Annotated in this window: 16 protein-coding genes; 10 read left to right on the top strand and 6 right to left on the bottom strand. The window is 60.3% G+C overall.

Annotated features, from left to right (window positions below; all coding sequences use genetic code 11):
- Positions 1-188: 188 nt before the first annotated feature.
- Together HHL09_RS20035 and HHL09_RS20030 are read right to left on the bottom strand one after the other, a co-directional pair.
- Positions 189-827 (bottom strand): lamin tail domain-containing protein, encoded by a 639-nt coding sequence (locus HHL09_RS20035; protein WP_169456405.1) that lies wholly within the window; start codon positions 825-827, stop codon positions 189-191.
- Between the two features lie 474 nt (positions 828-1,301).
- Entirely contained in the window at positions 1,302-2,339 is a 1,038-nt protein-coding gene (locus tag HHL09_RS20030) for a transposase (RefSeq protein ID WP_169456404.1), read from the bottom strand.
- Between the two features lie 592 nt (positions 2,340-2,931).
- On the opposite strand from HHL09_RS20030, the gene HHL09_RS20025 reads away from it, so the two are divergent.
- A complete protein-coding gene (locus tag HHL09_RS20025; RefSeq protein ID WP_169456403.1) occupies positions 2,932-3,390 on the top strand; it encodes a hypothetical protein in 459 nt (152 codons plus the stop codon).
- Positions 3,391-3,572: 182 nt separating this feature from the next.
- Here HHL09_RS20025 and HHL09_RS20020 read toward each other — a convergent pair whose 3' ends face one another.
- Entirely contained in the window at positions 3,573-5,042 is a 1,470-nt protein-coding gene (locus HHL09_RS20020) for a PLP-dependent transferase (protein WP_169456402.1), read from the bottom strand.
- Between the two features lie 377 nt (positions 5,043-5,419).
- On the opposite strand from HHL09_RS20020, the gene HHL09_RS20015 reads away from it, so the two are divergent.
- From HHL09_RS20015 to HHL09_RS19995, 5 genes are all read left to right on the top strand, one after another.
- Entirely contained in the window at positions 5,420-8,794 is a 3,375-nt protein-coding gene (locus HHL09_RS20015) for a hypothetical protein (RefSeq protein WP_169456401.1), read from the top strand.
- A gap of 69 nt (positions 8,795-8,863) precedes the next feature.
- Entirely contained in the window at positions 8,864-9,577 is a 714-nt protein-coding gene (locus HHL09_RS20010) for a hypothetical protein (protein WP_169456400.1), read from the top strand.
- A 45-nt stretch (positions 9,578-9,622) separates the two neighbouring features.
- A complete protein-coding gene (locus HHL09_RS20005) occupies positions 9,623-11,191 on the top strand; it encodes a S8 family peptidase (RefSeq protein WP_169456399.1) in 1,569 nt (522 codons plus the stop codon).
- Positions 11,163-11,954, top strand: a complete 792-nt coding sequence (locus HHL09_RS20000) for a cysteine peptidase family C39 domain-containing protein (protein WP_169456398.1) — start codon at positions 11,163-11,165, stop codon at positions 11,952-11,954. The genes HHL09_RS20005 and HHL09_RS20000 overlap by 29 nt, the downstream gene beginning before the upstream one ends.
- Before the next feature lie 210 nt (positions 11,955-12,164).
- Positions 12,165-15,602 carry a hypothetical protein gene (locus HHL09_RS19995; protein WP_169456397.1) on the top strand — a complete coding sequence of 1,146 codons (3,438 nt, stop codon included), beginning with the start codon at positions 12,165-12,167 and terminating at the stop codon, positions 15,600-15,602.
- A 68-nt stretch (positions 15,603-15,670) separates the two neighbouring features.
- Here the strand turns inward: HHL09_RS19995 and HHL09_RS19990 are convergent, their stop codons facing one another.
- Positions 15,671-16,639, bottom strand: a complete 969-nt coding sequence (locus tag HHL09_RS19990; RefSeq protein WP_169456396.1) for a phytoene/squalene synthase family protein — start codon at positions 16,637-16,639, stop codon at positions 15,671-15,673.
- An 11-nt stretch (positions 16,640-16,650) separates the two neighbouring features.
- On the bottom strand, positions 16,651-19,173 hold the full coding sequence (locus HHL09_RS19985; protein ID WP_169456395.1) for a protein kinase domain-containing protein: 2,523 nt from the start codon (positions 19,171-19,173) through the stop codon (positions 16,651-16,653).
- A gap of 126 nt (positions 19,174-19,299) precedes the next feature.
- Between HHL09_RS19985 and HHL09_RS19980 the strand changes: the two genes are divergently transcribed.
- Positions 19,300-20,631 carry a DUF1501 domain-containing protein gene (locus HHL09_RS19980; RefSeq protein ID WP_169456394.1) on the top strand — a complete coding sequence of 444 codons (1,332 nt, stop codon included), beginning with the start codon at positions 19,300-19,302 and terminating at the stop codon, positions 20,629-20,631.
- A 36-nt stretch (positions 20,632-20,667) separates the two neighbouring features.
- On the top strand, positions 20,668-23,076 hold the full coding sequence (locus tag HHL09_RS19975; protein WP_169456393.1) for a PPC domain-containing protein: 2,409 nt from the start codon (positions 20,668-20,670) through the stop codon (positions 23,074-23,076).
- Between the two features lie 52 nt (positions 23,077-23,128).
- On the opposite strand, the gene HHL09_RS19970 is transcribed toward HHL09_RS19975, so the two are convergent.
- Positions 23,129-24,526: a sulfatase family protein gene (locus tag HHL09_RS19970; RefSeq protein WP_169456392.1), complete on the bottom strand. Its 1,398-nt coding sequence runs from the start codon at positions 24,524-24,526 to the stop codon at positions 23,129-23,131.
- Between the two features lie 177 nt (positions 24,527-24,703).
- Between HHL09_RS19970 and HHL09_RS19965 the strand changes: the two genes are divergently transcribed.
- Together HHL09_RS19965 and HHL09_RS19960 are read left to right on the top strand one after the other, a co-directional pair.
- A complete protein-coding gene (locus tag HHL09_RS19965) occupies positions 24,704-25,162 on the top strand; it encodes an RDD family protein (RefSeq protein ID WP_169456391.1) in 459 nt (152 codons plus the stop codon).
- A gap of 62 nt (positions 25,163-25,224) precedes the next feature.
- On the top strand, positions 25,225-25,740 hold the full coding sequence (locus HHL09_RS19960; protein WP_169456390.1) for a type II secretion system protein GspG: 516 nt from the start codon (positions 25,225-25,227) through the stop codon (positions 25,738-25,740).
- The last annotated feature ends 74 nt before the right edge of the window (positions 25,741-25,814 follow it).

The raw sequence follows: 25,814 nt of genomic DNA, 5'->3' as shown, positions 1-25,814 counted from the left end.
CATGTCCGTTCCCGGCGGACTGTCGAATTTCCCGAAAGGTGACTGACCCGGATAGCTTGATGCTTGGCATCGCGTGTCCGGTGCCCGGGTATTCCTCCCCTTGGCCAAAAGAAGAACGCCGCCCCGGAAAGCCCGGGGCGACGCTGCATGAGCTATCCATTGCTCCATTCAGAGCTAAGGAACCCGGATCACGGGGTAGCGGTGACGTAGCGGCCGGGGCTACCGATCGGGGCAGAACCTGCGGACTGCGATGGATTGCCGGCCTGCCACTTCGTTGCGACGTCGGAGGTGTTGGAGAGCTTCCACTCGGTCACACCGCCGTTGGTCATGTTGTCGAGGGTGTGGTCCCAGCCAGTGATCGGCACAGCACTCACATCTTCCGTACGCGGGCCGTTCGGCGGGACGGCTTCATCGTTGTAGCTCAGCTTGTCCACAACCGTCGAGTTCTGGAAGATATTGATGGTGTCGGAGCGGCCGAGGTTATCGGTGCTGTTGCCGATGATCACCGGAGCAACCGTGATGAGGCCGTTGTCACCGGAAGGCTCGGTGTACCAGGCGAGGTTGAAGATCGCGCTGCTGACTTCGGTGATGATCACGCACTGGTTGTTGGCAAGAGCCACGGCCGGGAACGGAACCTTGCCGGCGGAGGCACCGCTGTCGTCGTAGCTGTAGTCGTCGGTCTGCGAGGCCGTCAGGGCGGAACCGGTGTTGGTGACTTCGATGAACTCACCGAACATGCCCTTGTACATCACTTCCGTGATCTTGAGCTGGGCGTTGGCGGAGGAACAAGCGGCAACGAGAGCCGCGAGGATTGCGATGTTTTTCATTGGTATGTGTGCGACGGATTGTGGTCGCACCGGAAGTCATACAACGAAATCACTAACCGCATAACATTTAGCCGAAACACAATTGTTATAACAAATACCCTCGATGACTGTCCCCCACACCGTGGAACAAGACCTACCAAATCCAGTCACCTCCACCACCTGCATCACGACATCAAGACTCTTTCACCCTTCACCTGCCGATCATAACAGCGCGTGGAACATTCACCCAAAAGCAGACAATTCGAATGTTCTTTACCTATGTGTTTCGCCGCCTACTTCTGGACGGTTCGCCCCCGCTTCCGCGGTGATCGTCCAATCGCTAAAAACCATGAATTCCGTGAAACAAGTCGAGACACTCCTCCTGAAGCGACTCCGCTCGGACGACCATGAAACAATCACCGGTGAAAAGGCAGGACAACCGCACATCCAACTCCCGCCTATCAAATACGGAACTCCGGATCTCCGGACTTCCGTTTAGAGCGAGCAATTGCATTCGCAGCGCCTGCCTTCCGCGCCATGATGCGGACAGTAAACATCCTCCGCGTCCTCGTCTTCACGCAAGGGTTCCGGCCGCGGGGAATTCTCCATCTGCCGGGCAACTTCTAGCAGCCGATCGAGAAACTCCTTCGCCGGACGCCACGATTTTCCCCACGAAGGCTCCGGATCCCGAGCCACCATAAGCGCGACTCTCGATGAAACTCCCATCCTGAGGTTCGAAGCGATCCACTCCGTGGGAACCGTGGTACGTAACCGGATCGCACGGCCAATCGCCCGCTTGCGCCAATCGCTCTTCCGCAAGTTCTCAAGGCTCTCGTATGCGAGTCCGCCGGCGGAAAGTCCTGCAGTAAGGATGCGTTGCGCCATTTCCGCTCCATGGGTCCGACCCCTGGAATCGGCTGAGGCCCCTCCTTGCTCCCGCACCGCGATCAACTCGCTACGAAACGAGTCCGCCCCGAGGTACCAACCACGCCTCAGCGTGGAATGCAAAGTCCTGCCGCCCCCCGGCAGTGGCACCCGCCCGCCAAGCCGCACCGCGATGTGCTCAAGGTGTTCGAGATAACGGAGACGGTCATCGCAGTCCTCACCATCGTAGCCCATGTGCCTGAGGCCCTCGCTCGCTCTCACCCACGACCGGCGGGATGAGGGAGGCAGCAGGTAATCTTTCAAGCTCGACCATGGGTGCGACGCAAGCTGCGCGGTAGTCACCAAGCCTACTCGGAATGCATTCAAGTGGACATGATCGATAAGCGAGGACAGATGACCATCCCCTTGCACCAGCACGCTCTTATAGCGGCCTCCGAAAACAGACCCGGATCTCTCATGCTTGGCATTGAAGCGTTTCGTCCAGAAGTTCTGAAACCACTTCATTCCTCCCACCAGGTTCGCCTCCGGTGTCCTCATCACCAAATGATAGTGATCCTCTAGCAGGGCCCAGGCAAAGATCTCCCAGCCCGTCCTCTGCACCACTTCTGCCACCAAGCTTTCATGACCATCCCGGTCGTGATCGTCCATGACGATGGCCCGACCTCCGAAACCTCGTGCCGAGCAGTGATAGAAAGCACCGGGAAACTCGATCCTCGTTTGGCGCGGCATATCTTTAACTTCTGATACGGATGCTGCAAAGTTCGTATCGCCACGAAGAAAAAGATCATATCAAACCGTGCGACGATTTCGCCCATATCGCCGTTTACCACCCTGCAAGTTTTGCAATAACACAAGTTGAATACCACCATGTAAAATAGTGCCACTCAGAACACCCCACCCTTTACCAAACCAACGCCGCAATCATTATAGCAACTTTATTACTCCCCTGAGCAACTATCTATAACAGAACATTGCACACTCCTCAAAAAAGACCGCCTTGTTATCCGCAGTCCCACTCCGCGAAAGTTTGCGAAGTTCCACCGGCGCAGCAGGGCGGGCCTCCCTCTTGATCTCTCGCAACCCGCCAATCTGGGAATCCCGACAGAGAAAAGAGTAACAGCCAGCCTAGCCTCATCGCCCCAGACAGATCCTCACGACACCGAGCCCCCCTTAGGCGGAAATGATGGAGCCAGTTCCATCGGGAATCCGGCAGCGTTCCGCTGACCTGTTCCCGTGACACGTGAACCATGCCTTGCGAACACCCGAAGCATCGACCCAGTGGTTCCAGACCCACTTTGGGGACCATGACTTCCTCTCCCCAACCGACCGGAAGACCGATCCTGAAAAACAACCCCACCGGCGACAATCAAGCCGCGATCCAAACTACCCACCTTCTTTCGCTTCCATCCAGAAGCGAAAGCACCCCGACGCCTTCGCCCGACCCGCGAAAGCCGCCCGAATCTGCTCAGGCAGCAATCTCGTAGTGTTCCGCGATCTGGCGGAAAATCCGGTCGCGGCGTTCGCGAGCCTGATCCACATCACGCGTTTTCAGCGAAAATCTGAGGCGTTCCGCAGTGGCATCCGGCTTGTGGACCGTGAGGTGACACCACCAGACACCCCGATTGTTCCAGAGGTGATGATTGGGATTCTCCTCATTAACTCGAAGCGCGAGCTTGGGTTTGCGTTTCATGCGTTCTAATGCCTTGGGATCGGGTTGAACTTGCGATTCTTTTGTTCAAGAAGTCGCATTTCGGGACGCGGGTTGATCCGATTTCAGCCGTTTATCCAGCGTACGCAAGGAGATTTGCTAATGTTACACTTAAGCGCACTTTATTCCAAATCAAGTGACTCAAAATCCTCCGCATTTATGAAGGATTTGGCTCAAACTTGATCCAAAGCGGCAGCAAAGTGCGCCAAGAGAACCGAAGTCTCCTCCGTGCCGCAGGAAACGCGGATCAGATGCGAAGGGATCCCGCAGCCTTCCGCCCAATCAAGCTCATAATAATGAGCCAGAAGCGTATACGGACAGGCCAAGGTGAAGGGCGTGCCGAAGCTCGGTCCCTTGGAAACCTTCAGGGCATCGAAGACCTTGGGAGCCTTCTTCGGGTTCTTCAGCACAAAGGAAAGCAAGGGACCATAACCACCGCGCGGGGCCTTGATCCGGTCATAGTTCTCCCGGGTGATCAGGGACGGGTGCCAAACCTGCTCCACCGCCGGGTGACTGGAAAGCATCCACGCGAGAGCCTCGCCGTTGGCATTGTGAATCGCCATCCGATCCGGGAAGCCTTTCAGGTTTGAAAGCAGGACCTCCGCATCTCCGACGTAGAGCGGCGCGGCCTTCGCGCTTTCCTCGGCAAGCGAGGCCTGTAACTGCCCGGCGAAGGGCGAATCCGCCCTCACCACCGCCATGCCCGCCATCACGTCTCCGGTGCCGGAGAGCCATTTGGTCAAGCTGGTGGTCACGACATCCGCCCATTTGAGCACCGAAACATTCGAAGGCCCGACCGATGAATCATCGATCATGAGCGGCACGCCCCCCTCCGCACATGCGGCGGAGAGACGCGGGATATCCGCAGTCCGCAGCAAGGGATTGCTTGGAACCTCGGTGAAAACGCCGGCAAATTCCCCCTGACGAATGCGGCGCAGCGCCTCATCGAAGGACTCGCCCTCGGACTGGCTCAGGAAAACCACGCCATTCCCGAAGAACTCCTGAACCTTCAGGGCATCGACATAAGGGAACTCGATCTGAAGCGTCTTGCGACCTTCCTTCACACCAGGAAGCGAGCGCAGCACTGCGGTGATCGAAGCCATGCCGCTATTGAAAATGTGAACCTGCTTCGGCTCCGCGCCGACGATCTTGCCGAGGCGACGCTGGAGCAAATGGGTCTTGTTTCCATTGCGCGGCGTCCCATTGATGAGATCGTCCGCCTGACGGCTGCCGACCAGTTCACCCGTGAAGCGCTGATAGTCCACCGCCACCTGCCGTGCCTTCGAAGGCACCGCAATGACCGGCATTCCTTGGAAACTCTCGTGGCGTACGGCCACTTCCCCGCGGGGTTCGATCCAGCGCTGGGCACGTTGCGCCGCCAGCTTGGTCGGAAACACGAAGACCTCTTCACCCTCGCCGGCAATTTCCGCGGAAGCCATCGCGGTAAGCCGCTTCACGAAGGGATGCCGGAAGAAGCGCGGATAGCCGATGCGCATGCGGCGCACCACCTTGTCCCGGGCTTCTTCATAGCCAACCACGGCCTTCCAAGTCGGCAGACACACCGAACAGGCATGCGGAGAATCGGGAAGTGGAATTCCCAAGTCCTCCTCCTGCCAGGCTGGATCTGCCTTCAAGTCACGCATGTGCGACACCTGATTGCAGGCGAAGGGGGCGGTTGCGCAAGAAGGATCACCGGAAATCCCGGATTCATTCTGCAGAGAGGCATGGGCGTTGCTTAGTCATACCAAGAATGACGTTTACTGCCAAAGAATCGGCAAAAGATGAACGCCGCGCCCTCGGCAGCTGTTCGCATCCTGAACGAAATTCATCTTCCAACCCTGAATTTTCGCTTTGGGTGCAATTCCGTCCCCTGTTAGGGGGAAATAAGAGTTTTTGTATTTACAAAACGATGTTGAGTCCTAATTTCCGCTCAAAGGCCGTCATGAAAGACATCTCTTGGCAAAAAAACCAGCTTTTAAGCACATTCTTGCACAAGCGTTCGAATCGAGGGTTCGCGCTTGTGATCGCTATCTCACTGATGGTCCTGCTCACCGTGCTAGCCGTGGGCCTGCTCACCCTTTCCACGGTCTCCCTGCGCGCTTCTTCCCAAGGCGAAGCCATGCAGGTAGCCCGGAGCAACGCCCGGATGGCGCTCTCCCTTGCCATCGGCCAACTCCAAAAGAGCGCCGGTGCCGACCAACGGATCACCGCTCCTGCGGCCGTGGAGGACGACAATGCCCCTTCCTGGCTCACCGGCGTGTGGACCGGCGCCCTGCCCAACGCGAATGATCCGGTCCCGGAAAAAGAGGAAGGCTTCCTCGGCTACCTTACTTCCGGAAATGAGACTGACTCCAAGCCCAGCGCCACCAAGCTTCCTGACACTGCGGACGGAGCCATGCTGATGGGCGAAGGCTCCCTGGGTGAAGGTGCCAACGAAGTCAGCTGGGTCCGTGCTCCTAAAGTGGAATCCCCCGGCTCCGGCAAGGGCCTTGATGGCCGCTATGCGTGGGGCGTCCTCGATGAAGGTGTGAAGGCCAAGGCGGACATCATCCGCAAGGACGAGCAGTTCGGCTCGGCCAGCAATCAGGTCGCCATGGGCTCCGCCCCTCGCTTCGGCATGGAAGCCATCCAGAACTTCGACAGCTTCGATTGGTTCGCAGGCACCGATCAGGCAAAGCTCTACACGCTGCCGACCGGAGACCTCATCCAGAAGATGCCGGAGCTGAAGAAGTACCAACATGACGTTACCACCGTTTCCCGCGGTCTTGTGACGGATGCGGCACGCGGAGGCATGCGCAAGGACCTCAGCCTTCTTTTCGATAACAGTACCCTGCCTGCTGAATACTCTTCGAAGCGCGTCTACGACGACTCCACGGTGCTGAATGAAACGCCGAACCCCTATTGGAGCCAGATCTTCGAGTATGCGAACCTCTATCGCGGGCTTGCCGGAGCGACGCCGACGATGAAGGCCGCCGTTCCTTCCGGCTATACTCCGGTGAAATACGACGCCCGTTCCCGCACCTATAAGGCCACTCCCCAAGCGCCCAAAGGCATGCTGCTAATGCCGGTGGTGGCCAAAGTGCAAATGCAGTTCTCGATGGTCGCAAAGGATGCCCACGGCAACTGGGCCGGCGGCGTCGACCGCAATACGGCCACGGCAGCGGACAACTACATGATCTACATGATCTATTCGCCCATCGTGACCCTGTATAACCCTTACAACGTCGCGATCAGCTTCGATCAGTTGCGCATCGACTTCAAAGATCTGCCGCTCGGCTTCCGCTTCTACCGCAACGGCCAACCGCAAACCACCAGCCTCGCCCACTTCAACCAGCTCTACGTCGGACATCCGGGCGACTCCAACACCCCGAAGATTTTCGGCATCAACGTGCGGAGCACCTTCCAGGGATCGGCATCATCCTCGATCACGCTTCAACCCGGGGAGAACAAGGTCTTCGGCGAATCGGTCGATGGCAATTGGAACTGGGCTTCCAACTCGGGATCCTTCTTCGACTACCAAGACAATCTTACCAACAGCATCAACCTCGCTCCGGGATATCCATCCCAAGGCGTGGGCTTCTGGATCGACTGGCTGACCCCGCAGCACATCAAAACTGCCTCGGACGATGGCCAAGGAATCTTCCCCTTGTCGCTGAGTGACACCATTGATGTCGGCTACGGCCCGCTTCCATCCTCCGCTTCCTCGGCCTCCGGCAACCGCCTCTCGATCGAACTCAATCTGATGAAGGGCAGCCAGAAGATCCGATCCGGCACGCTCGACCTCGACTACGGAGACGCGAGCCGCCTCCGCACCGCGCTCAGCCGCGATCCGGACAATGCCTTCCCAAATGGGGAGGCTCGCCTCCAGCGGCCCTACCTCGGCAGTGAGATGTATGAAAGCCCCAGCACACCGCTGAAGAACTTCACGCGGGCCAAGGCCTTCGCCCAGTTCAGCTACTACGCGAAGACCACGCTGGAAGCGGATTCCCCATCCAAGCCATGGGTCCAAGGCGGCCAAGCCACCAGCCTGTCCGGCATTGATCTGACCAAGGAGAGCATGGGCATCCATCCTTTCGAAGCTTCCTTCAAGCGCTTGGCCCCGGGTTACAAGTTCCCCTGTGACAGCCAGAATCGCGGCATGTTCTTCACCTCGCATTCGGATGGCACCGGCACCCGTGTGGCTCCCCAATACGAAATTCCGATGCTTCCGCTGCAGAACCTCGCGCAGCTCCGCCATGCGCAGCTCTCTAACCAGGGTTTCCTGCCTGGTGCCGCCTACACGGTGGGCGAATCCTTCGCCACGGCGATGATCCCCAGCAACCAAGTATCCTCCGCCAGCACCAAGGAGTACCGCCTCTTGGACCACGCTTGGCTCGCGAACAATGCCCTGTGGGATGCCTACTACTTCTCCACCTTGAGTTCCTATGCCGGTCCGCTGCTCGGCTCCAAGAATCTCAATACCGTGGCGACCGAATTCTTCGAAGGGAAAAGCCAACTGCTGAACCCGCGCATGATCCCGGCCACCAACAACACCCTTTCCGACACCATGTCGGAGCTGTCTGATGGCGAAGGTTATCGAAAGAGCGCGGCTCACCTGATGATCGACGGCGCCTTCAACGTGAACTCGACCTCGGTCAATGCGTGGGCAGCCCTCCTTGGCTCCATGAACAAGGAGTCGGTGGACTACGCCACCCTCGCCGATGGAGCTACCCAGCTTAGCACCGGCACTGTGAAAGAAGCCTCTTTCCCCTTCAGCCGCATGCGCCGGGCAAACGGCCCCGCGGTAGAATCCTCGAATGCCCTGCAAGCCCGCAATGCACGCTGGACCGGCATGCGCACGCTGGAAGCCAAGGAGATCCAGGAGCTCGCCCAACACATCGTGGAAGAGGTCAAGTCGCGCGGCCCCTTCCTCTCGCTCGCCGAGTTCGTGAATCGTCGTCCGGAAAACGACCGCGACATGGCGCTCCGGGGACTTCTCCAGAAGGCCATCGACGAAACGGAATCGATCAATGCCCGCTTCAATGCCGACTCGAAATACAACGCCTTGGCCGACATGACTTCGGACGGCTATGCCTTCCCTCAAGCCATGGAAGGATGGAGCGCCACGGGAGCCCCGGGCTTCCTGACGCAGGGAGACATCCTGTCTTCGGTGGGCTCCGTGATCTCGGTCCGCTCGGATACCTTCCGCATCCGCGCCTATGGTGAAGCCCTCGACCCGGATAAGAACATCCTCGCCCGCGCTTGGTGCGAAGCGGTGGTGCAGCGCCTGCCGGAGTTCGTCGATTCCACCGATCTGCCAAGCGCCGAAATCGAAGGCGTCTCGGATGTGAACAAGCGCTTCGGCCGCCGTTTCATGGTCACCGGCTTCCGCTGGTTGTCCCAAGACGAAGTCTGAACCCTGCCATTTAAAACCACCCATTCGCCCGGCTTGCCAAAGGCTGCCGGGCGATTCACTTTACCGATCATGCTCCGTCTCGTACTCGCCATGCTCCTGACCCTCGCCGCACCTCTCGTGGCTCAGGAAACCAAGAAGATCACGCTCCGCACCTTGTGCTTCACCCACGTGAACGGCATCAAGATGCTCTATCTGCCGGGTGAAAAGCCGGGCGAGATCGCGGAAGTCCCGCTCTTCACGGAAGTGTTTTCCCTGCCCGTGGTGGCCACCGTTACCGGAGGCAAGGCGAGCTTCCTTCTGAGCAAGGAACCTCCCGCTCCGGGCAAGACGCCGCCATCCCTGCCGCCCGTGAGCCTGCCGAGCAGTGGCAAGGTCCTTTTCCTCTTCCTGCCGAATCCGGGCAAGGAAGTCCCCTATCAGATCGTGGCCATGGGCGACGACGAAGGTTCTTTCCCCCTGGGCACCACCAAGGCGATGAATCTCACCCCGGCAAACCTGCGTTTCGACCTCGGGGAATTCTCTGAGGCCAAGGGCATCGTGGTCGCCCCCGGTAAGACCGCGATTATCGAGCAGGTCCGCAAGGTGAACCACCTCAATCAGTTCGACGCCAAGGTCCTCTATGAGGCCAAGCCAAAGGAGTTCACGGTTTTCTACAATTCCCGCTGGCGCTCGGTCGACGGGAAGCGCGACATCGCGATCGCCTATCTCGATCCCACCTCGAAGCAACCGATGGTGAACCTCTACGAGGACGCCCCTCCCGTGGTGATCCCGGAGAAGCCCTGACAAATTTCCGCTACCGCTAGGCGCTCCGCGGGTTTATTTGGAAGCATGACCCGCGGAACTCAGCGCACTTTCGTCATTCTGGTGATCCTTGGAGGAGGACTGGCAGGCTGGTGGCTGACCCGGAATTCCTGGGAATCCAGGACGGAACCTCTCGCTTCGAAGCCAAAGGCACCAAAATATCTTCCTCCGCAGGGTTCGGGCTTAAAGGACAGTAAACTCACCGAGCGCAAAGCCGGCTTGGTGAAGGATTCCGAGGCGGAGGCCGCAGGAGCCTTCCAGAACCAGCGCTCGCTGATGTTCTCCGATCGCGCGGCGCTGGAGGCATTCCTCGAGAGGGCCAAGGGCAAGGGAATTGCCGTCCTCGGCCAGATCGACCGGCTGAATGCCCTCCATGTCGGTTTCCTTTCCGCGGACGAACTCGCTTCCTTGCTCGATGGGACGGAGGAGACCGGTTTCATCTATCCGGTCACGCTGCCCACCCCGAAAACGGATGGCATTCAGGACGGAGCGGTGGGTTTCGGTACCTCCCTGCTAGGCTGGCTCGGGATCACGGGTGACAATTCCACCTACGGGTCCGGGGTGAAGGTCGCGGTTCTGGACACGGGCTCCACACTGGCCGGCGTCCAAGGCTTCAATCTGGTGGACCTGCCTTCCGACCCATCTGCCCAGAACGGCCACGGCACCGCGGTAACTGACCTGATTCGCCAGATCGCTCCCGGGACCGATCTCTTCTCTTTCCGGATCGCCAATGACGAGGGGCAATCCAATAGCTTTCTCCTCGCCCAAGGCGTCGATGCGGCAACTGCCGCCGGGGTGGACATCATCAATATCTCGATGGCCTCCTACGGCAATTCCACCCTGCTTCGCATGGCGGTGGAACAGGCTCAAGCAGCGGGCATCAAGATCTTCGCCTCGACCGGCAACGAGGGGTATGAGCAGGTAGCCTATCCCGCCGGATACCAAGGAGTGGTTGCCGTGGGGGCAGTGGATGCGAACGGCACCCATCTGGATTTCTCGAACTCCGGGAATGTCACCTTGGTCGCACCGGGCCTCGACTTGGTGACCGCATGGGTCGGAGGGAAAAGCGTCTATTTTACGGGCACGTCCGCAAGCTCGCCAATCGGTGCCGGGGTGCTCGCCGCCGCCATGTCGAGCGGAGGGCAGAAGATCACCGCCGCGAAGGCCTACGATAACGTTGCCAATAATCTCAACGAGGCAGGTGCCCCCGGAGTCGACAGCTTTTATGGTGGCGGATCCGTGGACTTCGGCCGGGTTTTGCGCGCGGGCAGCAGCGGCGTCGGTGACGTGGCGCTCGCCTCGAATTACGTCAGCACCAACGGTAACGGACAGAACCAATTGCAAGTAACGGTCCAGAACCGGGGAACCGATGTCATCTACAATGCCCCGCTGGAAGTCACGACTTCCAGTGGCGGGACCCGCACCATGACCATCACCTCGCTGAAGCCTGGCGACATCGCCACCTTCACCCTTCCCTTCAATATCCCGTCAAACGGCGCGACCGTCCAATCCCAGGTCACGCTCCCCAGCGCGAGCGACATCAAGCCTTCTAACAACCGGCGCTCCGATGCGTATGCCGCACCTGCGTCGAATTAAGGTTCTTCTGATCGCGCTAGCCGGTTCTTGTGGAGCCGCGGAATTCCGCGAAGCTCCCAATCCCGGCGCTGCTCCGGTCAATCAATTGGCCATCTCCGGCAATGCCTGCGGGCCGGCGGCGCTGCTTGCCTCCTTCCGCTTCGGCAATGAAAGCTGGCAGGCGGCCGCCAGATCCCTGCCCGGCAACAACGACAAGGAGCAACTGACCCAATGGATCAAACGCCACGGACTGCGGCCTTCTGCGACCCTGAAGGGACGCATGCGCTGGAACAATGGCGGCATCAACGTGGAGGATCTCGTGGTGGCGGCAAACGAGATGAACCGCTCCCTCTACCTCCCCACCCTCGCAATCGATGACCTGTTCCGGCGCAAGGGCGAGCAGCAGCAGCACCTGCTAAAACGGACCCATGAGCATCTCAATCGTTCTCTAACAAGAGGATTCCCACCGGTCCTCAGCCTGAAACGCTTCGTGCTGAGACAGGGCGTTTGGACTCCGGTGCAAGGCCACTTCGTCACTGTGACAGGAGTGTCCGCGAAGCTCGCAAAGGGGGAAACGGGCATCCGGATCTCCTATATTGACCCTTGGGGGGGGAAGCACTGTGACGGAGTGCTTAAAATGGCAGATCGTGCCGTCTTGGCCGCAGAGGCGAAATCATCCCCATGCCTCATTGCGGATGTCCCCGGAGCCAACGTCGGAAAGAAGGACGTAAAGCGCGGCGAAGTGTCACTTGTCGTCCCTGCGGCGGTCATTGGACGCTGGTAGCTGCAAGCAAAAGCGGCACTTTGGGGGCTTGAAACTGATCAAGCCTTCTGTTATACAGCTTATTGCATGCAATAAGCATGCCTCGGCATCCCTCTAACGGGTTATGTCGTTTTTCTCCCCAAAAGGGGAGGGTCACCTACCCCTTTTGAGTGGGTGGATACATTATGTATTTACAGTTCACCAAAATCGTGACTATGTGTTCTTACCGTCATGAAACCCAATTCATTCCCGGAAAACATGCGCGCACGTGCATTTCGCCTTCGAAAAGGTCGGCGAGGCTTTGCGCTGGTGATTTCCCTCTCGCTCATGGTGCTCCTCACCGTGCTCGCAGTTGGCCTACTTACCCTCTCGTCCGTTTCGTTGAGAGGATCGGGTCAAAGCGAGGCCATGCAGGTGGCACGCAGCAATGCCCGGATGGCCCTTTCCCTGGCTATCGGACAGTTGCAGAAAAGCGCTGGTCCCGACCAGCGGATCACCGCACCCGCCCAGTTGGCGGAAGAAGCAGCTCCGAAGGGTCTAACTGGCGTATGGAAAGGCGTGCTGCCCACCGCCGACCGTCCCGCCACTGACAAAGACGGCAATTTCGTCAGCTACCTCGTCTCCGGTGCCGAAGGGAAAATCGGTAACGTGGAACAGCTTCCGGATGTCGAAGGTGGCACGATCCTGTTAGGAGAAGGCTCCCTCGGCAAAGAAGCGCACGAACAGGAATGGGTGCGCGCCCCGAAGGTGGAAGCCCCCGCCTCCGGCAATGGCATCGACGGTCGCTACGCTTGGACCGTCATGGATGAAGGCACGAAAGCCAAGGTGGACATCGTCCGCCAGGAGCAGGACTTCGGCAACGCGACGCGCCAAGCCGCGATGGGTTCCCCTGCCCGCTTCGGTATGGAGGCGATCCAAGGCTTCGATGGCTTCGACTGGTACGATGGCTCCGACCAAAGGAAGCTCTACACGATCCCCACTTCCGCGCTGATCGACAAGATGCCGGAACTGAAGAAGTACCAGCATGAGGTCACCACCGTCCACCAGGGCTTGGCGACAGATGCTGCACGCGGCGGCTTGAAGAAGGACCTCAGCCTGCTCTTCGGCAATGGCTCCCTTCCCTCGGAATATTCCTCGCAGCGTATCTACGACGACGAGTCGGTAATCAATGATGTCCCCAATCCGTATTGGACCCAGGCCTTCGACTACGCCAACCAATACCGCAATCTCACCGGGGCGAATCCTACCCTCAAGGCCAACGTCCCGACCGGCTACAATCCGGTGAAATACGACGCCCGCTCCCGCACCTACAAGGCCAGTCCGGTTGCCCCCAAAGGTCTTCTGCTGATGCCGGTGGTGGCGAAGGTGCAGATGCAATTCTCGATGGTGGCCAAGGATGCCCACGGACCTTGGGCAGGTGGTGTCGATGGCAATACCTCGACGGCCGGGGACAACTACATGGTCTACATGATCTATTCTCCGATCGTGACCTTGTACAACCCGTACAACGTGCCGCTCAGCTTCGATCAGCTCCGGATCGACTTCAAGGACCTGCCGATCGGCTTCCGTTTCTACCGCAACGGCCAGCCCCAAACCACCACGATGGCTCACATGAACCAGCTTTACGTGGGTCACGAGACGAACTCGTCCGTGGCAAAGGCCTTCGGCATCAATCTCCGCAACTCCTACAGCGGAGCGGGCGGCCAGGTCACGCTGCAGCCGGGCGAAAACAAGGTCTTCGGCGAATCCGTTGATGGCAACTGGTCATGGGCAGCCAATCAGGACTCCTTCTTCGACTATACCGATACCAAGACCGTGAGCATCCCGCTCGCACCCGGCTATCCTTCGCAAGGCGTTGGCTTCTGGGTGGACTGGCTGACGCCACAGGTGATCCGCGCTCCCGCCGATGATGGCCGCGGCATCTTCCCCTTGTCGCTTGCCGACTCCATCGACGTTGGCTTCGGCCCCCTGCCTTCGACCGTGTCGAACAACCGCCTGTCGATCGAGCTGAACCTCATGAGAGGCTCGCAGAAGATCCGCTCGGGCACGCTGGACCTCGACTATGGGGATGCCACCCGCTTGCGCACGGCGATGAGCCGCGATCCCTCCCATTCCTTCCCGAATGGCGAGGCCCGGCTGGAACGGCCCTACCTGGGCAGCGAGATGTATGAGTCCCCTTCGACCAAGTTGAAGGACTTCGCCCGCGCCAAGGCCTTCGCCCAGTTCAGCTTCTACGCCAAGACCACCTTGGAATCGGATTCCCCGGGCAAGCCTTGGGTGCAAGGAGGCCAGGCATCCGCCCTCACCGGCATCGACCTCACCAAGGAAAGCATGGGGGTTCATCCCTTCGAGGCTCTGATCAAACGCTTGGCTCCCAGCTACAAGTTCCCTTGCGACGGTCAGAACCGTGGCAAGTTCTTCACCGGTCACAGCGAAGCCAATGGCACCCGCGTCGCCCCCCAGTATGAAGTGCCCCTGATGCCCCTGCAAAGCTTGGCCCAGCTTCGCCACGCGCAGCTGTGCAACCAGGGCTTCCTGCCTGGTGCCGCTTATACGGTGGGCGAATCCTTCGCCACGCCGATGATCAGTTCGTCTGCCGTAGCGGCCGCCAGCACCAAGGAGTATCGCCTGCTCGACCATGCATGGCTCGCCAACAACGCCCTGTGGGACGGATACTTCTTCTCCACTCTGGCACCCTACGGCGGCCCGCTGATGAGTTCGAAATCCTTGAGTTCCGTGGCGGAGTCCTTCTTCAAGGACAGCAAGCCGCTGCTGAACACGCGGATGGTTCCGGCCGGCAACATGTCCCCTGAGGAAACCGTGGCGGCGGTAACCGACGACCAAGGCTACACGAAGAGTGCGGCTCACCTGATGATCGATGGAGCCTTCAACGTGAACTCGCTTTCGGTCAATGCTTGGGCCGCCCTGCTGGGATCGATGAACCAGGAGACCGTGGACTATGTCACCTTGGCCGACGGAGCCAGTCAGTCTAGTTCGGGCACCGTGAAGGGAGCATCCTTCCCCTTCAGCCGCATGCGGCGTGCCACCGGTCCATCGGTCGACAACGCGAATCCCCTCCAGGCACGCCACGCCCGCTGGACCGGCATGCGCACGCTCACTGCGGAACAAATCCAGGAACTCGCCCAACATGTCGTCCAGGAAATCCGGGAAAACGGCCCCTTCCTGTCCCTTGCGGAGTTTGTGAATCGCCGTCCGGGCAGCGACCGGGAAAAAGCCTTGGAGGGCCTTCTCCAGCGCGCCATCGACGAAACCGGCTCCATCAATGGCATGTATAGCCAGGATTCCCGCATCATCTCCGCGACCGATGTGGCCCCAGACAACTATGCCTTCCCGGAAGCCATGATGGGCATGAGCGCTACCGGAGCTCCCGGCTACCTGACACAGGGCGACATTCTCTCGCAGGTAGGATCCGTCGTTTCGGTCCGCTCGGATACCTTCCGGATCCGCGGCTATGGCGAGGCGCTTGATCCGGATGGCAAGGTCGTGGGCCGTGCCTGGTGCGAGGCCGTAGTGCAGCGGACTCCGGAATTCGTGGATCCCAGCAATGAATCGAACACTCCGGCAGGCAGCCTTTCGAATGCCAACGAGCAATTTGGCCGCCGCTTCGTGGTGACCAACTTCCGCTGGCTCAGCCAAGACGAGGTCTAACACAGATCCCCGGAATCCTGACACAGGGGCGGCCGCAATCCGGTCGCCCCTTTTTTGTACGTTGCGTGCTAGCGATTCGGCACCCTTCCCGCTGGCCACCAGAGGGCCCTCCACAGGGCCTTCCGGACTGCAGAGCGGGGGACTTTCACTTTGCCAAGCGGCACTCCTTTTTGTGCCTCAAGCAAGGCCAGCGTGTCATCACCGATCAAAGCTGGAAGGACCGATGCTGCCCGCAGCCGCAGGAGCTTGAGGCGGGATGCATAGCGACGTCCGGACTCGAGCCATACCGCGGCATGCTTCAGCCACTCCCCATGTGCGGCAGCGAGCGCTGCCGAATCGAAAGAATCGGCCACGGGTAAATAACAGCGGCCATTGGCGAGGTCTTCGGGCAAATCACGGAGGATGTTCACCAGTTGGAGTCCCATTCCATAACGCACGCCGAGGTCATCGAGATCCTCCGGAGCCGATTCCGAAAACCTCGACCCAAGCGTCAGCAATCCGATGCGCGTCCAGAAAGCCCCGACGCATCCCGCCACACGGTAGCAGTAGTCTTCCAGCTCCTCCTCGTTCCGGAGAGCCTTCGGGTTTCCCCTCCCTGCCTCATCGAAGCGCACGAGATCCAGCCGCTGGCCGCTGATGATGGTGGTCACCACATTGCGCACGGCATCGGCCTGGAGCTCGTCCAAGCCATGGAGAAGATTGAGACACTCATCGAGCCGCTCAAGCAACACCCGCTCGCTCTCGTTCGTCTGGCGGGCGATGAATTTCTTCATCTGCTCACGCCGGCGGTTGCTCTCCTTCCCCGCTAGCTCTGCTGAAAAGGCATCCAGCAGGTCCAGCCGATCGTCCACGGGTATCCCTGCGGTGTCGGCGATGGTATCGCTGGCACGGGCAAGCAGGTAGCCGGTGCTGGTCGCCGGGCGCATCGGCGCGGGCAATAGCCGGAGGCTCACGTAAAATGAACGCGAGACATCTTTCAGCACTTGCTGGTCGACCTTGGACACAGACGCGAGCGAGCCCCAGCGGGAGCGGAGCATCAAGCCTCAAGTCACAGCTCTTTCAGGCGCTGCTGGCTCCAGGCTAGCCCTTCGGTGTATTCCTCATTCTGCGGGCGTTCTTTCGCGAGGATCGACCACACGCTCACCGCTTCACCGTAGGCAGCGCGCGCCAGCTCGTGATTCTCCATGCGCTGCGCCGCGTGCCCCAAATCGCCGAGGACACAACCGAGAGAACGACGGATCTGCTCCCCGCGGACCAAGCCATAGTCGCTATTCAGGAGCTTGCGCAACATGTCGGCGGAGCGGGTCTCCACGTCGACCTCTTCCACCAGCTTGCGCTCGATCCCCAGAAGCCGACCCTTCTCCCAAAGCAGCAGCGCGAGCCGGTACTTCGCCACGGGATCCGCAGATTCACCCACCGCCACGCCCTCCACCAGCAGGATGCCCTCATTGATCAGGCGCAGGGACTCCACCGCATCTCCGCGATCCCTGACCACTCCGGCCATCAGGCTCCGGACAGCCGCCAGCCGCGAGCGAGCCTCGGCGCTATCCGGCCTTTGGCCCATGTATTCTTCCAGCAGCTTCCCCGCGGCCTTCGACATCGCTTCGGTCGAGGAAACATCTCCGGAAAGAGCGGCCGACTCGGCCATCGCTCCGTAGCACCCGGCAAGGTCGAGCCGGAGTTCGAGGTTACCCGGATCCTTCTTCAGCAGCTCCAGGATCTCTTCTGAAGCTTGGGCTCGCGCTTCGCGGGCGCTGCCCATTTCGCCGATGCCATCGAGGATGGTGGCGGAGGAAAGATAACACTCCGCGAGCTCCGATCTCAGCACCGCCGTATCAGGCCTCTGTAGGACCAAACGGTTCAACACTTCGGTGGAATGACTGAGTTTTTCGAAAGCCTCGGTATCCTTGCCCTCGATCGCCAGCAGCCGGGATTCATGGTAGCCCAGCACCGCGAGCAGTTCTTGCAAGCGATCGGCATCGACCTCCGCCTGCGGCACGGCCTCCAACGCCTTGCGCGCGGTACGGAAAGCGTCACCCGCCCCCTTGTCATTCCGCTCCTGAAGCAGCAGGGCCATCAGCAGACGATCCGTGGCCAGACGCAAGTCGAGGTCCGGACCGGATGGGAGATCACCCGCAGACAGAAGCGCTTCTTCAAGCCGCTGCGCCGCTTCCTTCGGATCTCCCTTCGCCAAGGTGATCTCGGCAAGTTGCAGCTTGGCACGCGCCCGCTCTTCCTTGAGCGTGGGAAGTTCCGCGGTGCGGGCAATGAAATCCTCGAAGTAGCTCTCCAATCGCTCAAGGCGCAGTTCGCGCCCATCCAGTGGCGGCAGGTGGCGGTTGCCCTTCTCCATCGCCCACGCGAAGAGATGATCCCCCACGCTCCGGGACGCCTCCAGCCGGGCAAGCCACATGTCCTTGTCGTATTGGAGTGTCTTGCGCTCCTCTTCTCCGGCTTGCTTCAGTGAGGCCTTCTCGGCCTCCGAGGCGTCGAAAGCTGCCTGCAGTTGCTGGACGTCAGCCTTGCGCCCTTCTTCCTCGGAAGTCACCGCGGACTTCTTCATCTGCCACAGCAGGGAGAGGACGACGACACAGCCCGTGAGGACACCCGCGGCAACGTTGGCGCGCCAAGCACTCCGCCTCGCTCGCCTCTGCTGATCGAGGATCGCATCGCGCTGCTGCTCGCCCGCCTGCTCCTTGTCAGCGGCATGGAACAACTGCAGCACCTCGCCGGCATTGGCGGGCCGGGAATTCGAATCCAGCGAAAGGCAGCGATCCAGAATCCCGCGATAAGCTTTCTCCAAGGGCGTCGCCGGCGTATCCGGCCAAGTCACGTCCGGCTGCGCTTCGACGGATTTCGCGATGCGCCTGAGATTGGCGGCGATCCCCTCGCGGCGGGTTTTCCCCGGCTCCGGTGCCACTTGGTCAAAGGTCGCCGTGCAGCGCGGGAAAGCCCCGGTAAGAAGCCGGAATGCCAGCACGCTGAACGCAAAAACATCCCAGCGATACCCCTTCTCCCGCAAATAGCCCTCCGGTTCGCGGAGCTGATCCGGAGGCTGATAGAGAACCGCATCGGTATAATCGAGCGAGCCGATCCCGGGCATGTTCCCCAAGGCCCAGTCGGTCAGGCGGACACGATCGGATTCGTCGAAAAAAACATTCCCCGGCTTGAGATTGCCGTGCGCCACCCGGCGGTCATGGAGATCGGAGAGGGCGGTCAGGATTTCCAGCACCACCGGCCAGGATCGTTCGCCGGGAAAGCGGTCGAGCCGGTGTTGCAGCGACCGCGGCGTCCACACCCCGCCTTTCTCATCCGCGTGCAATCTCGAGACCCGCAAGATCTGCTTCCCCCGGTAGTCCGCGGAGTATTCTTCGACGGCGTTTTTTGGCCAGGGCGCTTCTTCCAAGCGGGCCACGGCCTCCTCCAAGAGGGCGGGATTCACCGCTGCGGGGTCGAAAACCTTCACCGCCAAGGCCCGGCCGGCGGAGTCGCGGGCACGATAAACTTTCCCGCAGGCTCCGCTCCCGATGAGGCTGAAAACCTCGAGTGCTCGGATGTCGGGGGGCTGCATGCCAGCAGGATGCAACAAGGTTAGGCCTTCGCCAATCCCTCAGTTTTATTCCGATTTCGTTTCGTCAGCATGAAATAAAGCTCACTCATTCCGGCGTAAGGCGTCTTTGATAACCCGATTCCGCCCATGAAACCGATCTGCCCCGGAAATCCGCTCGATCGCTACTCTTCCCGCCGCGAGTTCCTCCATGTCGGCCTTTTGGGCGGACTGGGGCTTACATTGCCGCAGTTCTTCTCACAGAAAGCCCAAGCGGCGCAGAAATTCTACGAGCTGCGCGAAGGTGTGGCCCAAGGGATCATCCACATTTTCCTTCCGGGCGGCATCGCCCATCAGGAGTCCTTCGACCCGAAGCCCTACGCCCCGGCGGAGTACCGCGGCCCCTTCGGCGCGATCAACACCAAGATCCCCGGCGTCCAGTTCGGAGAGCGGCTCCCGGAACTCGCGCAGATGGCGGACAAGATGACCATCATCCGGTCGATGTCCCACGGCGAGGCCGCCCACGAACGCGGCACGCACAACATGTTCACCGGCTACCGCCCCTCCCCTGCCCTTGAGTATCCCTCCTACGGCTCGGTGATCTCGCACGAAATGGGCTCGAAGAACAACTTGCCGCCCTACGTCTGTGTCCCCTCGGTGCCGAATGAATTCGCAGGCTCCGGCTACCTCTCCTCCGCCTACGGCCCCTTCGCCCTCGGTTCCGATCCCGCAAATGGCAACTTCCAAGTCCGCGATCTGAACCTTCCGAATGGCTGCGACGAATTCCGCTTCTCCCGCCGCCGCTCATTGCTGGAGACGGTCGATTCCCATTTCCGTGCCTTGGAGAAATCCGACGCCATCGACGCGATGGATGCCTTCTATCAGCATGCTTACAAGCTGATCTCCTCCGAAAAGGCCCGCGAAGCTTTCAACCTGAAAGCGGAACCGGATGCCTTGAAGGACGAATACGGTCGCAACGAAGCCGGGCAGCGCATGCTGCTGGCGCGCCGCCTCATCGAGGCAGGTACCCGCTTCGTTTCGCTCACCGTTGGTGGCTGGGATCACCACGACAATATCAAGGGTGCCTTCGAAGGCCAGATGCCCTCCGTGGACAAGGCTATCGCCACCTTGATCCGCGATCTGGATCGCCGCGGCATGCTGGATTCCACCTTGGTCATGGTGACCACCGAGTTCGGCCGCACGCCGAAGATCAATCCTACCGGCGGTCGCGACCACTGGCCGAGCGTCTTCTCCGTGGTGATGGCCGGTGGCGGCTTCAAGCAAGGCTACGTCCACGGTTCCTCCGATGCCCTTGGCGGCGGTGTGGATACCGATGGCGTGACCGTGGAAGACCTCTCCACCACCATCTACAACCAGATCGGCATCACCAGCGACAAGGAGCTCATGGCTCCCGGCGGTCGCCCGATCGAGATCGTGGATGGCGGCCAGGTGCTGGACGCGCTCTTGGCCAAGAAGGCCTAGAAAGCCGCTACGCTCTCAACGCCGACTCCGCCCGAGATGAATCCTCGCTCCACCTTACTGCCCCTGTTTGCCTTGGCGACAGGCACGGCTTTCGCAGGCTTTACCCCGACGCTCAATCTGATCGAGCCCCGTGGCGGCCAGCGCGGCGTGGAGCTGGACATGCATTTCTACGGGGAGCGGCTCGATGGCATCCAGGAGGTTCTTGCCTACGAACCGGGCATCGAGGTCCGGTCCTTCGCGGTGGAGAATGACAAGCACGCTTCCGCCAAGATCTTCATCAAGCCGGATGCCCCCTTGGGCGAACACCAGCTGCGCGTTCGGACTTCGGGAGGAGTAAGCTACCTGCGCTCCTTCTTCGTCGGCCAGTTCCCGGTGGTGAATGAGGTCGATCCGAACGACACGCCCGACACCGCCCAAAAAATCGAGCTGAACACGACCATCCAAGGCGTGGCGAAACAGGAAGACCCGGACTACTATGTGTGTAGTTTGAAGAAGGGCCAACGTTTCACCGCCGAGGTGGAAGCCATGCGGCTCGGCCGGACGATGTTTGATGCCTATGTGGCAATCGTGGACCCGAAAGGCTTCGAGATCGCTTCCTGCGACGATGCCCCCCTGCTGAGAAACGACGCGTTTGTTTCCGTGATCATCCCTGAGGATGGCGACTACAAGATCCTGGTTCGTGAAGCCGCTTACGAGGGCAACGATGCCTGCGAATACCGCGTCAACATCGGGACTTTCCCGCGGCCAAAGGCGGTCTTCCCCACAGGGGCAAAGCCGGGAGAAACGGTAGAGTTCAAGTTTGTCGGCGATCCTGCCGGCGATTTCACCGAGACCGTGACCATCCCCGCGGATGCGAACGGACGTTTCCCGCTATTCCCATCACGCGATGGCCTGTTCGCGCCTTCACCACACTGGATCCGGATCTCAGGGCTGACCGCCACCAGCGAAGCAGAGCCCAACAACACCACGAAGCAAGCCACCAAGCTCACCGAGGTCCCCTGCATTGGAAACGGCATCATTGGCGTCGAAAGGGACACGGACTCCTATTCCTTCACCGCAAAGAAGGGCGAAAACCTCACGCTGAACGTGGTGGCCCGCGAACTCCGCTCTCCGCTGGATGCCATTCTTTCGATCCGTGATTCGAACGGGAAGAACATCGCCAACAACGATGACCAAGGCGGTCCCGATCCGGTGCTGCAGTGGACCGCGCCCGAGGACGGACAGTATTTCGCCGTCGTCCGTGACCAACTCCATCGGGGCGGCCCGGACTTTACCTACCGTTTGGAAATCCTGCGACGTGACGCGGCCATCGCGGCATCGCTGCCCGTGGTGGAACGCGACAATTCCCAAAAGTGGAAGATGATCGTGGTCCCTCGCGGCAACCGCTACGCCGCGATGGTCAACGTTGCCCGCGCGCAGATCGGCTGCGACCTGAACTTCGAGGCGGAAAGCCTGCCCGCCGGAGTCACGATCAAGGCACCCTTGGTCCATCGCTCCGTGAATGCCGCGCCCGTGGTCTTCGAAGCCGCGGCGGACGCCCCCGTGGCCGGTTCGCTCTATCGCTTCAACGTGAAGTCCGCCGGCGATGCGCCCCCGATGACCGGTGGCCTGCGGGATACGATCCATCACATCGAGATCAACAACCAAGGACCTTATCATTCCTTTGATAGTGATCGCGTGCCGGTAGCGGTGATCGATGAAGCCCCCTACAAGCTGGAGCTCGAAGCGCCGGTGGTGCCGATCGTGAAGAACGGCACGATGCAGCTGAAGGTGCGCGCCGAGCGCAAGGAAGGCTACAAGGAGGCCATCAACCTGCGCTTCATGTGGAATCCCCCGGGCATCGGCTCACCGGCCACCGTGACGATGAACGGCGATCAGAACGAGGCTCTCTACGAAATCAACGCGAACGGTGACGCTGCCGTCGGCGAATGGCAGGTGTGCGTCCTCGGCGAGGCGAACACCCCGCAAGGCCCCGTGCTGGTTTCCACCAGCCTCGCGACGCTGAAAATCGCGGACCCTTATCTCAGCATGACCATGGACATGGCCGCCACCGAACAGGGCAAGGCCACGACCATGATCTGCAAACTGGACTATCCCGGGAAGTTCGAGGGCAATGCCACCGCCGAACTTTTCGGCCTGCCTCATGGCGCCAAGGCAGCACCGGTGGAATTCGCACACGGTCAGGCGGAGATTCACTTCCCCGTCGAGATCGCGGGCGATGCCGCCGTGGGCAAGCACACCGCTCTCTTCTGCCGGGTGAATGTGCCGGAGAAGGGCCAGATGATTCTTCATCAGGTGGGACAAGGCGGAACCCTCCGCATCGACAAGCCCGCGGAGAATGCCCCGCCACCACCGGCCCAGCCGATGGCACAGGCAGAGACGCCTGCTGCACCGCCGGCGGAGAAGCCACTCTCCCGCCTGGAGCAGCTGCGCCAGAAGAAGTGAACCATCCTCCGAGCGGTTGGCCCAGGTATCTACGGAGCGGGGCGATCCCTACTCACTTCCCCAACTCCGCGCCCTTGTCCGCTGGCATCGCTTCATGCCAAGCGATGACTGCTTTCTTCAAGCGCTCCACGACCTCGGCATTCTCCCCGGCCAGATTCTTCTCCTCACGAACATCCGCGCTCAGATCAAAGAGCTTCGCCTTCGAGCCGTCATAGTCGCAGGTCAGCTTCCACTTTCCATCCCGCACGGCGAGATCCGGCTGAACGATCTTCTTTCCTTCGCCGGTGAACTTCCGGTCCGGCGGACGACGCCAGAAGATCGCAGCTTTGCGTGATGCCTCCGACTTCCCGAGGATAGTAGCGGACATGTCCTCGCCATCGAAGTTCGTGCCTGCAGGAGCTTCCGTTCCGGCGATTTTCAAAAGCGAAGGCGCGAGATCGAAGGCTGCGAAAACCGAGGTCTCATTCATGGCCCCCTTCTTGGCGCCATCGATCAATCCCGGTCCCCAGGCGATCAAGGGCGAGCGTACCCCACCTTCGCGAAGGGTTCCCTTTGCCCCGCGGAAAGGCCCTGCCGAGCCCGCGCCCGGTTCCGGTCCATTGTCGGAGAAGACCAGCACGATCGTATTATCACGAAGCGCCGGGGTATCACGGATGTGATTGAAGAGCTTGCCCAACTGGCGGTCCGCCTCCTGCAAAACGGAGAGATACATCCCGCGCTTACCCTTCGCCCACTTGTCCACCGGCGGCCAGAAAGGCGAGTGGACGTCATCCGGCCAGAGATTGACAAAGAAGGGCTTCTCATCCTTCGCCGCCGCATCGATGAAAGGGATCGCCGCATCGATGAACCCGGTAGTGATCGCGGAGCGCTGCATCCAGGTCACCGGCCCGCCGAGACGCTCCGCATCTTGCCAGATCCTTCCCGGCTTCTCATCGCCGGGCTTGAGCGTGAGAGGCAGCAGCTTCGGGCCCATGCCTTCGAAGTTCGTCAGGCTCTGATCAAATCCATAGCGCGTGATCGGCGGGGCATCGTCCACATCGCGCTGGCCGCCGAGATGCCACTTGCCGAAGTGCCCGGTCGCATACCCTGCGGACTTCAGAAAGCGCGCGAGCGTCGGCGCTTCCGGATCGAGCCACTGGGCCATTCCGCGTCTTCGGTTCGCAGCACGGTTCTCCAAGAAAGAAGTGATCTTCCACCGCTGCGGGTACTGACCCGTGGTCAGCGCACAGCGTGAAGGCGAGCAGATCGGCGAATTCACATAGAACTGCCGGAAGCGAATGCCTTCCTCCGCAAGGCGATCGATATTCGGCGTCTTCGCCTCCTTGTTCCCGAAGCAAGAGAAGTCCCCCCACCCCATGTCATCGATCAGGACGACCACGATATTCGGCTTCTCCGCGGCCATGAGCGGCGCGGCCAAGGCCACAAGTAGGGAAAAAAGGGTGAACTTCATCTTTTAATGAGCTCGCGGGCAAACCCGTTTGAACGGGGAAAGTTGCCCGCACCCTCTGTCATCCCGCCCACCCCTGACAAGCCCCGCCTCCCCCTCGGACCACCGCAATTGCCCCGGCGCAGGACAAGGCTTTCGATTGACTCCCCGCGCCCGATTATCATGTAAAATCTCTTCCGGATGCTTTACCTGACTTATCGGCCCGCCAACGGATTCAAGCGGGTCATGGCTTACATGATCGATGTCCTGCCGATCTTCCTGCTGCTCTACTTCGCTTCGACCAAATTCTTCGGGATCAACCCGTTTGAAAGTGGATCGCTCGGCTCTACCCCGAAACATCCGGCCGCGGTGGTTCACCTGGTGATCGCTGCAAGCGCCTTCACGCTCTGGGTATTCTATTGCGCACTCGCGGAACTCTCCCCTTGGCGCGGCACGTATGGGAAAGTGATCATGGGCATCCGCGTGCGCGGCCTCGACCGCGACAACCACAGCTTGAATCTGAAACAAGTCTCGAGCCGCAACGCCGCGAAGTTCCTCTCGGCGATCCCCTGCTTCCTCGGTTTCTTCGCCGCCTTCTTCACCAACGGCAACCGGGCTTGGCACGATTCGCTTTCGAAGACGGCGGTGGCGGAGAGGTAGCGCGGGCGAGCTATCGTCAAGCGCAGACAAACAAATCCCGTCTGCCGGGACTTTAAAGAAACATGCTCCTGCCGCGTCACCACACGCTACTCGTGATTCTCGGCGGACTCGTCGGCGGCGGCTGTAGTAAGGCAGTGGCAAACTCCAATCGCACCCTGTCCAGCATCCACGCGATCGACTCTGCCGTCCGGACCTATCAAATCAAGACGGGCGAGCTGCCCCCGGCTGATTTCGGACTACGGGCCCTCCTCGAGAGGCCACCATCCCTGCCGCCGGATAAACCTTGGGCACAGATTCTGAAGGAAGTTCCCCGGGATTCTTGGGACCGGCCTATCCATTACCTGATCGGGGACGGATTCGAGCATGGCTTCGGTCTGTATAGCTGTGGAGCCGACGGCGTCTCTGCCACCATCGGCAATGATCCGGACGATTGGAACAGCTGGTCCGAAAAGCGGCCGGATGAGCCGGCATGGGTCAGGCACCAGAAGCCAGCCATCCTTATCGGCGGCTTGGTGATCGCGGCCGGGGCTTTCCTGCTCGGCTACCGGGTGGCGAAGAAAGAAATGCGGCAAATCTAGCCACCGGCCGAAACCCGGGTCATTCACGGAAGTGGATAAGAAACGAATGAAATGCGTTTCATGAGTGCGCCGTA

The organism is Luteolibacter luteus, from assembly GCF_012913485.1.
Lineage (GTDB): Bacteria > Verrucomicrobiota > Verrucomicrobiia > Verrucomicrobiales > Akkermansiaceae > Haloferula > Haloferula lutea.
Note: the sequence above shows the minus strand (reverse complement) of the source record. Positions and strands in the feature narration are given on the sequence as shown.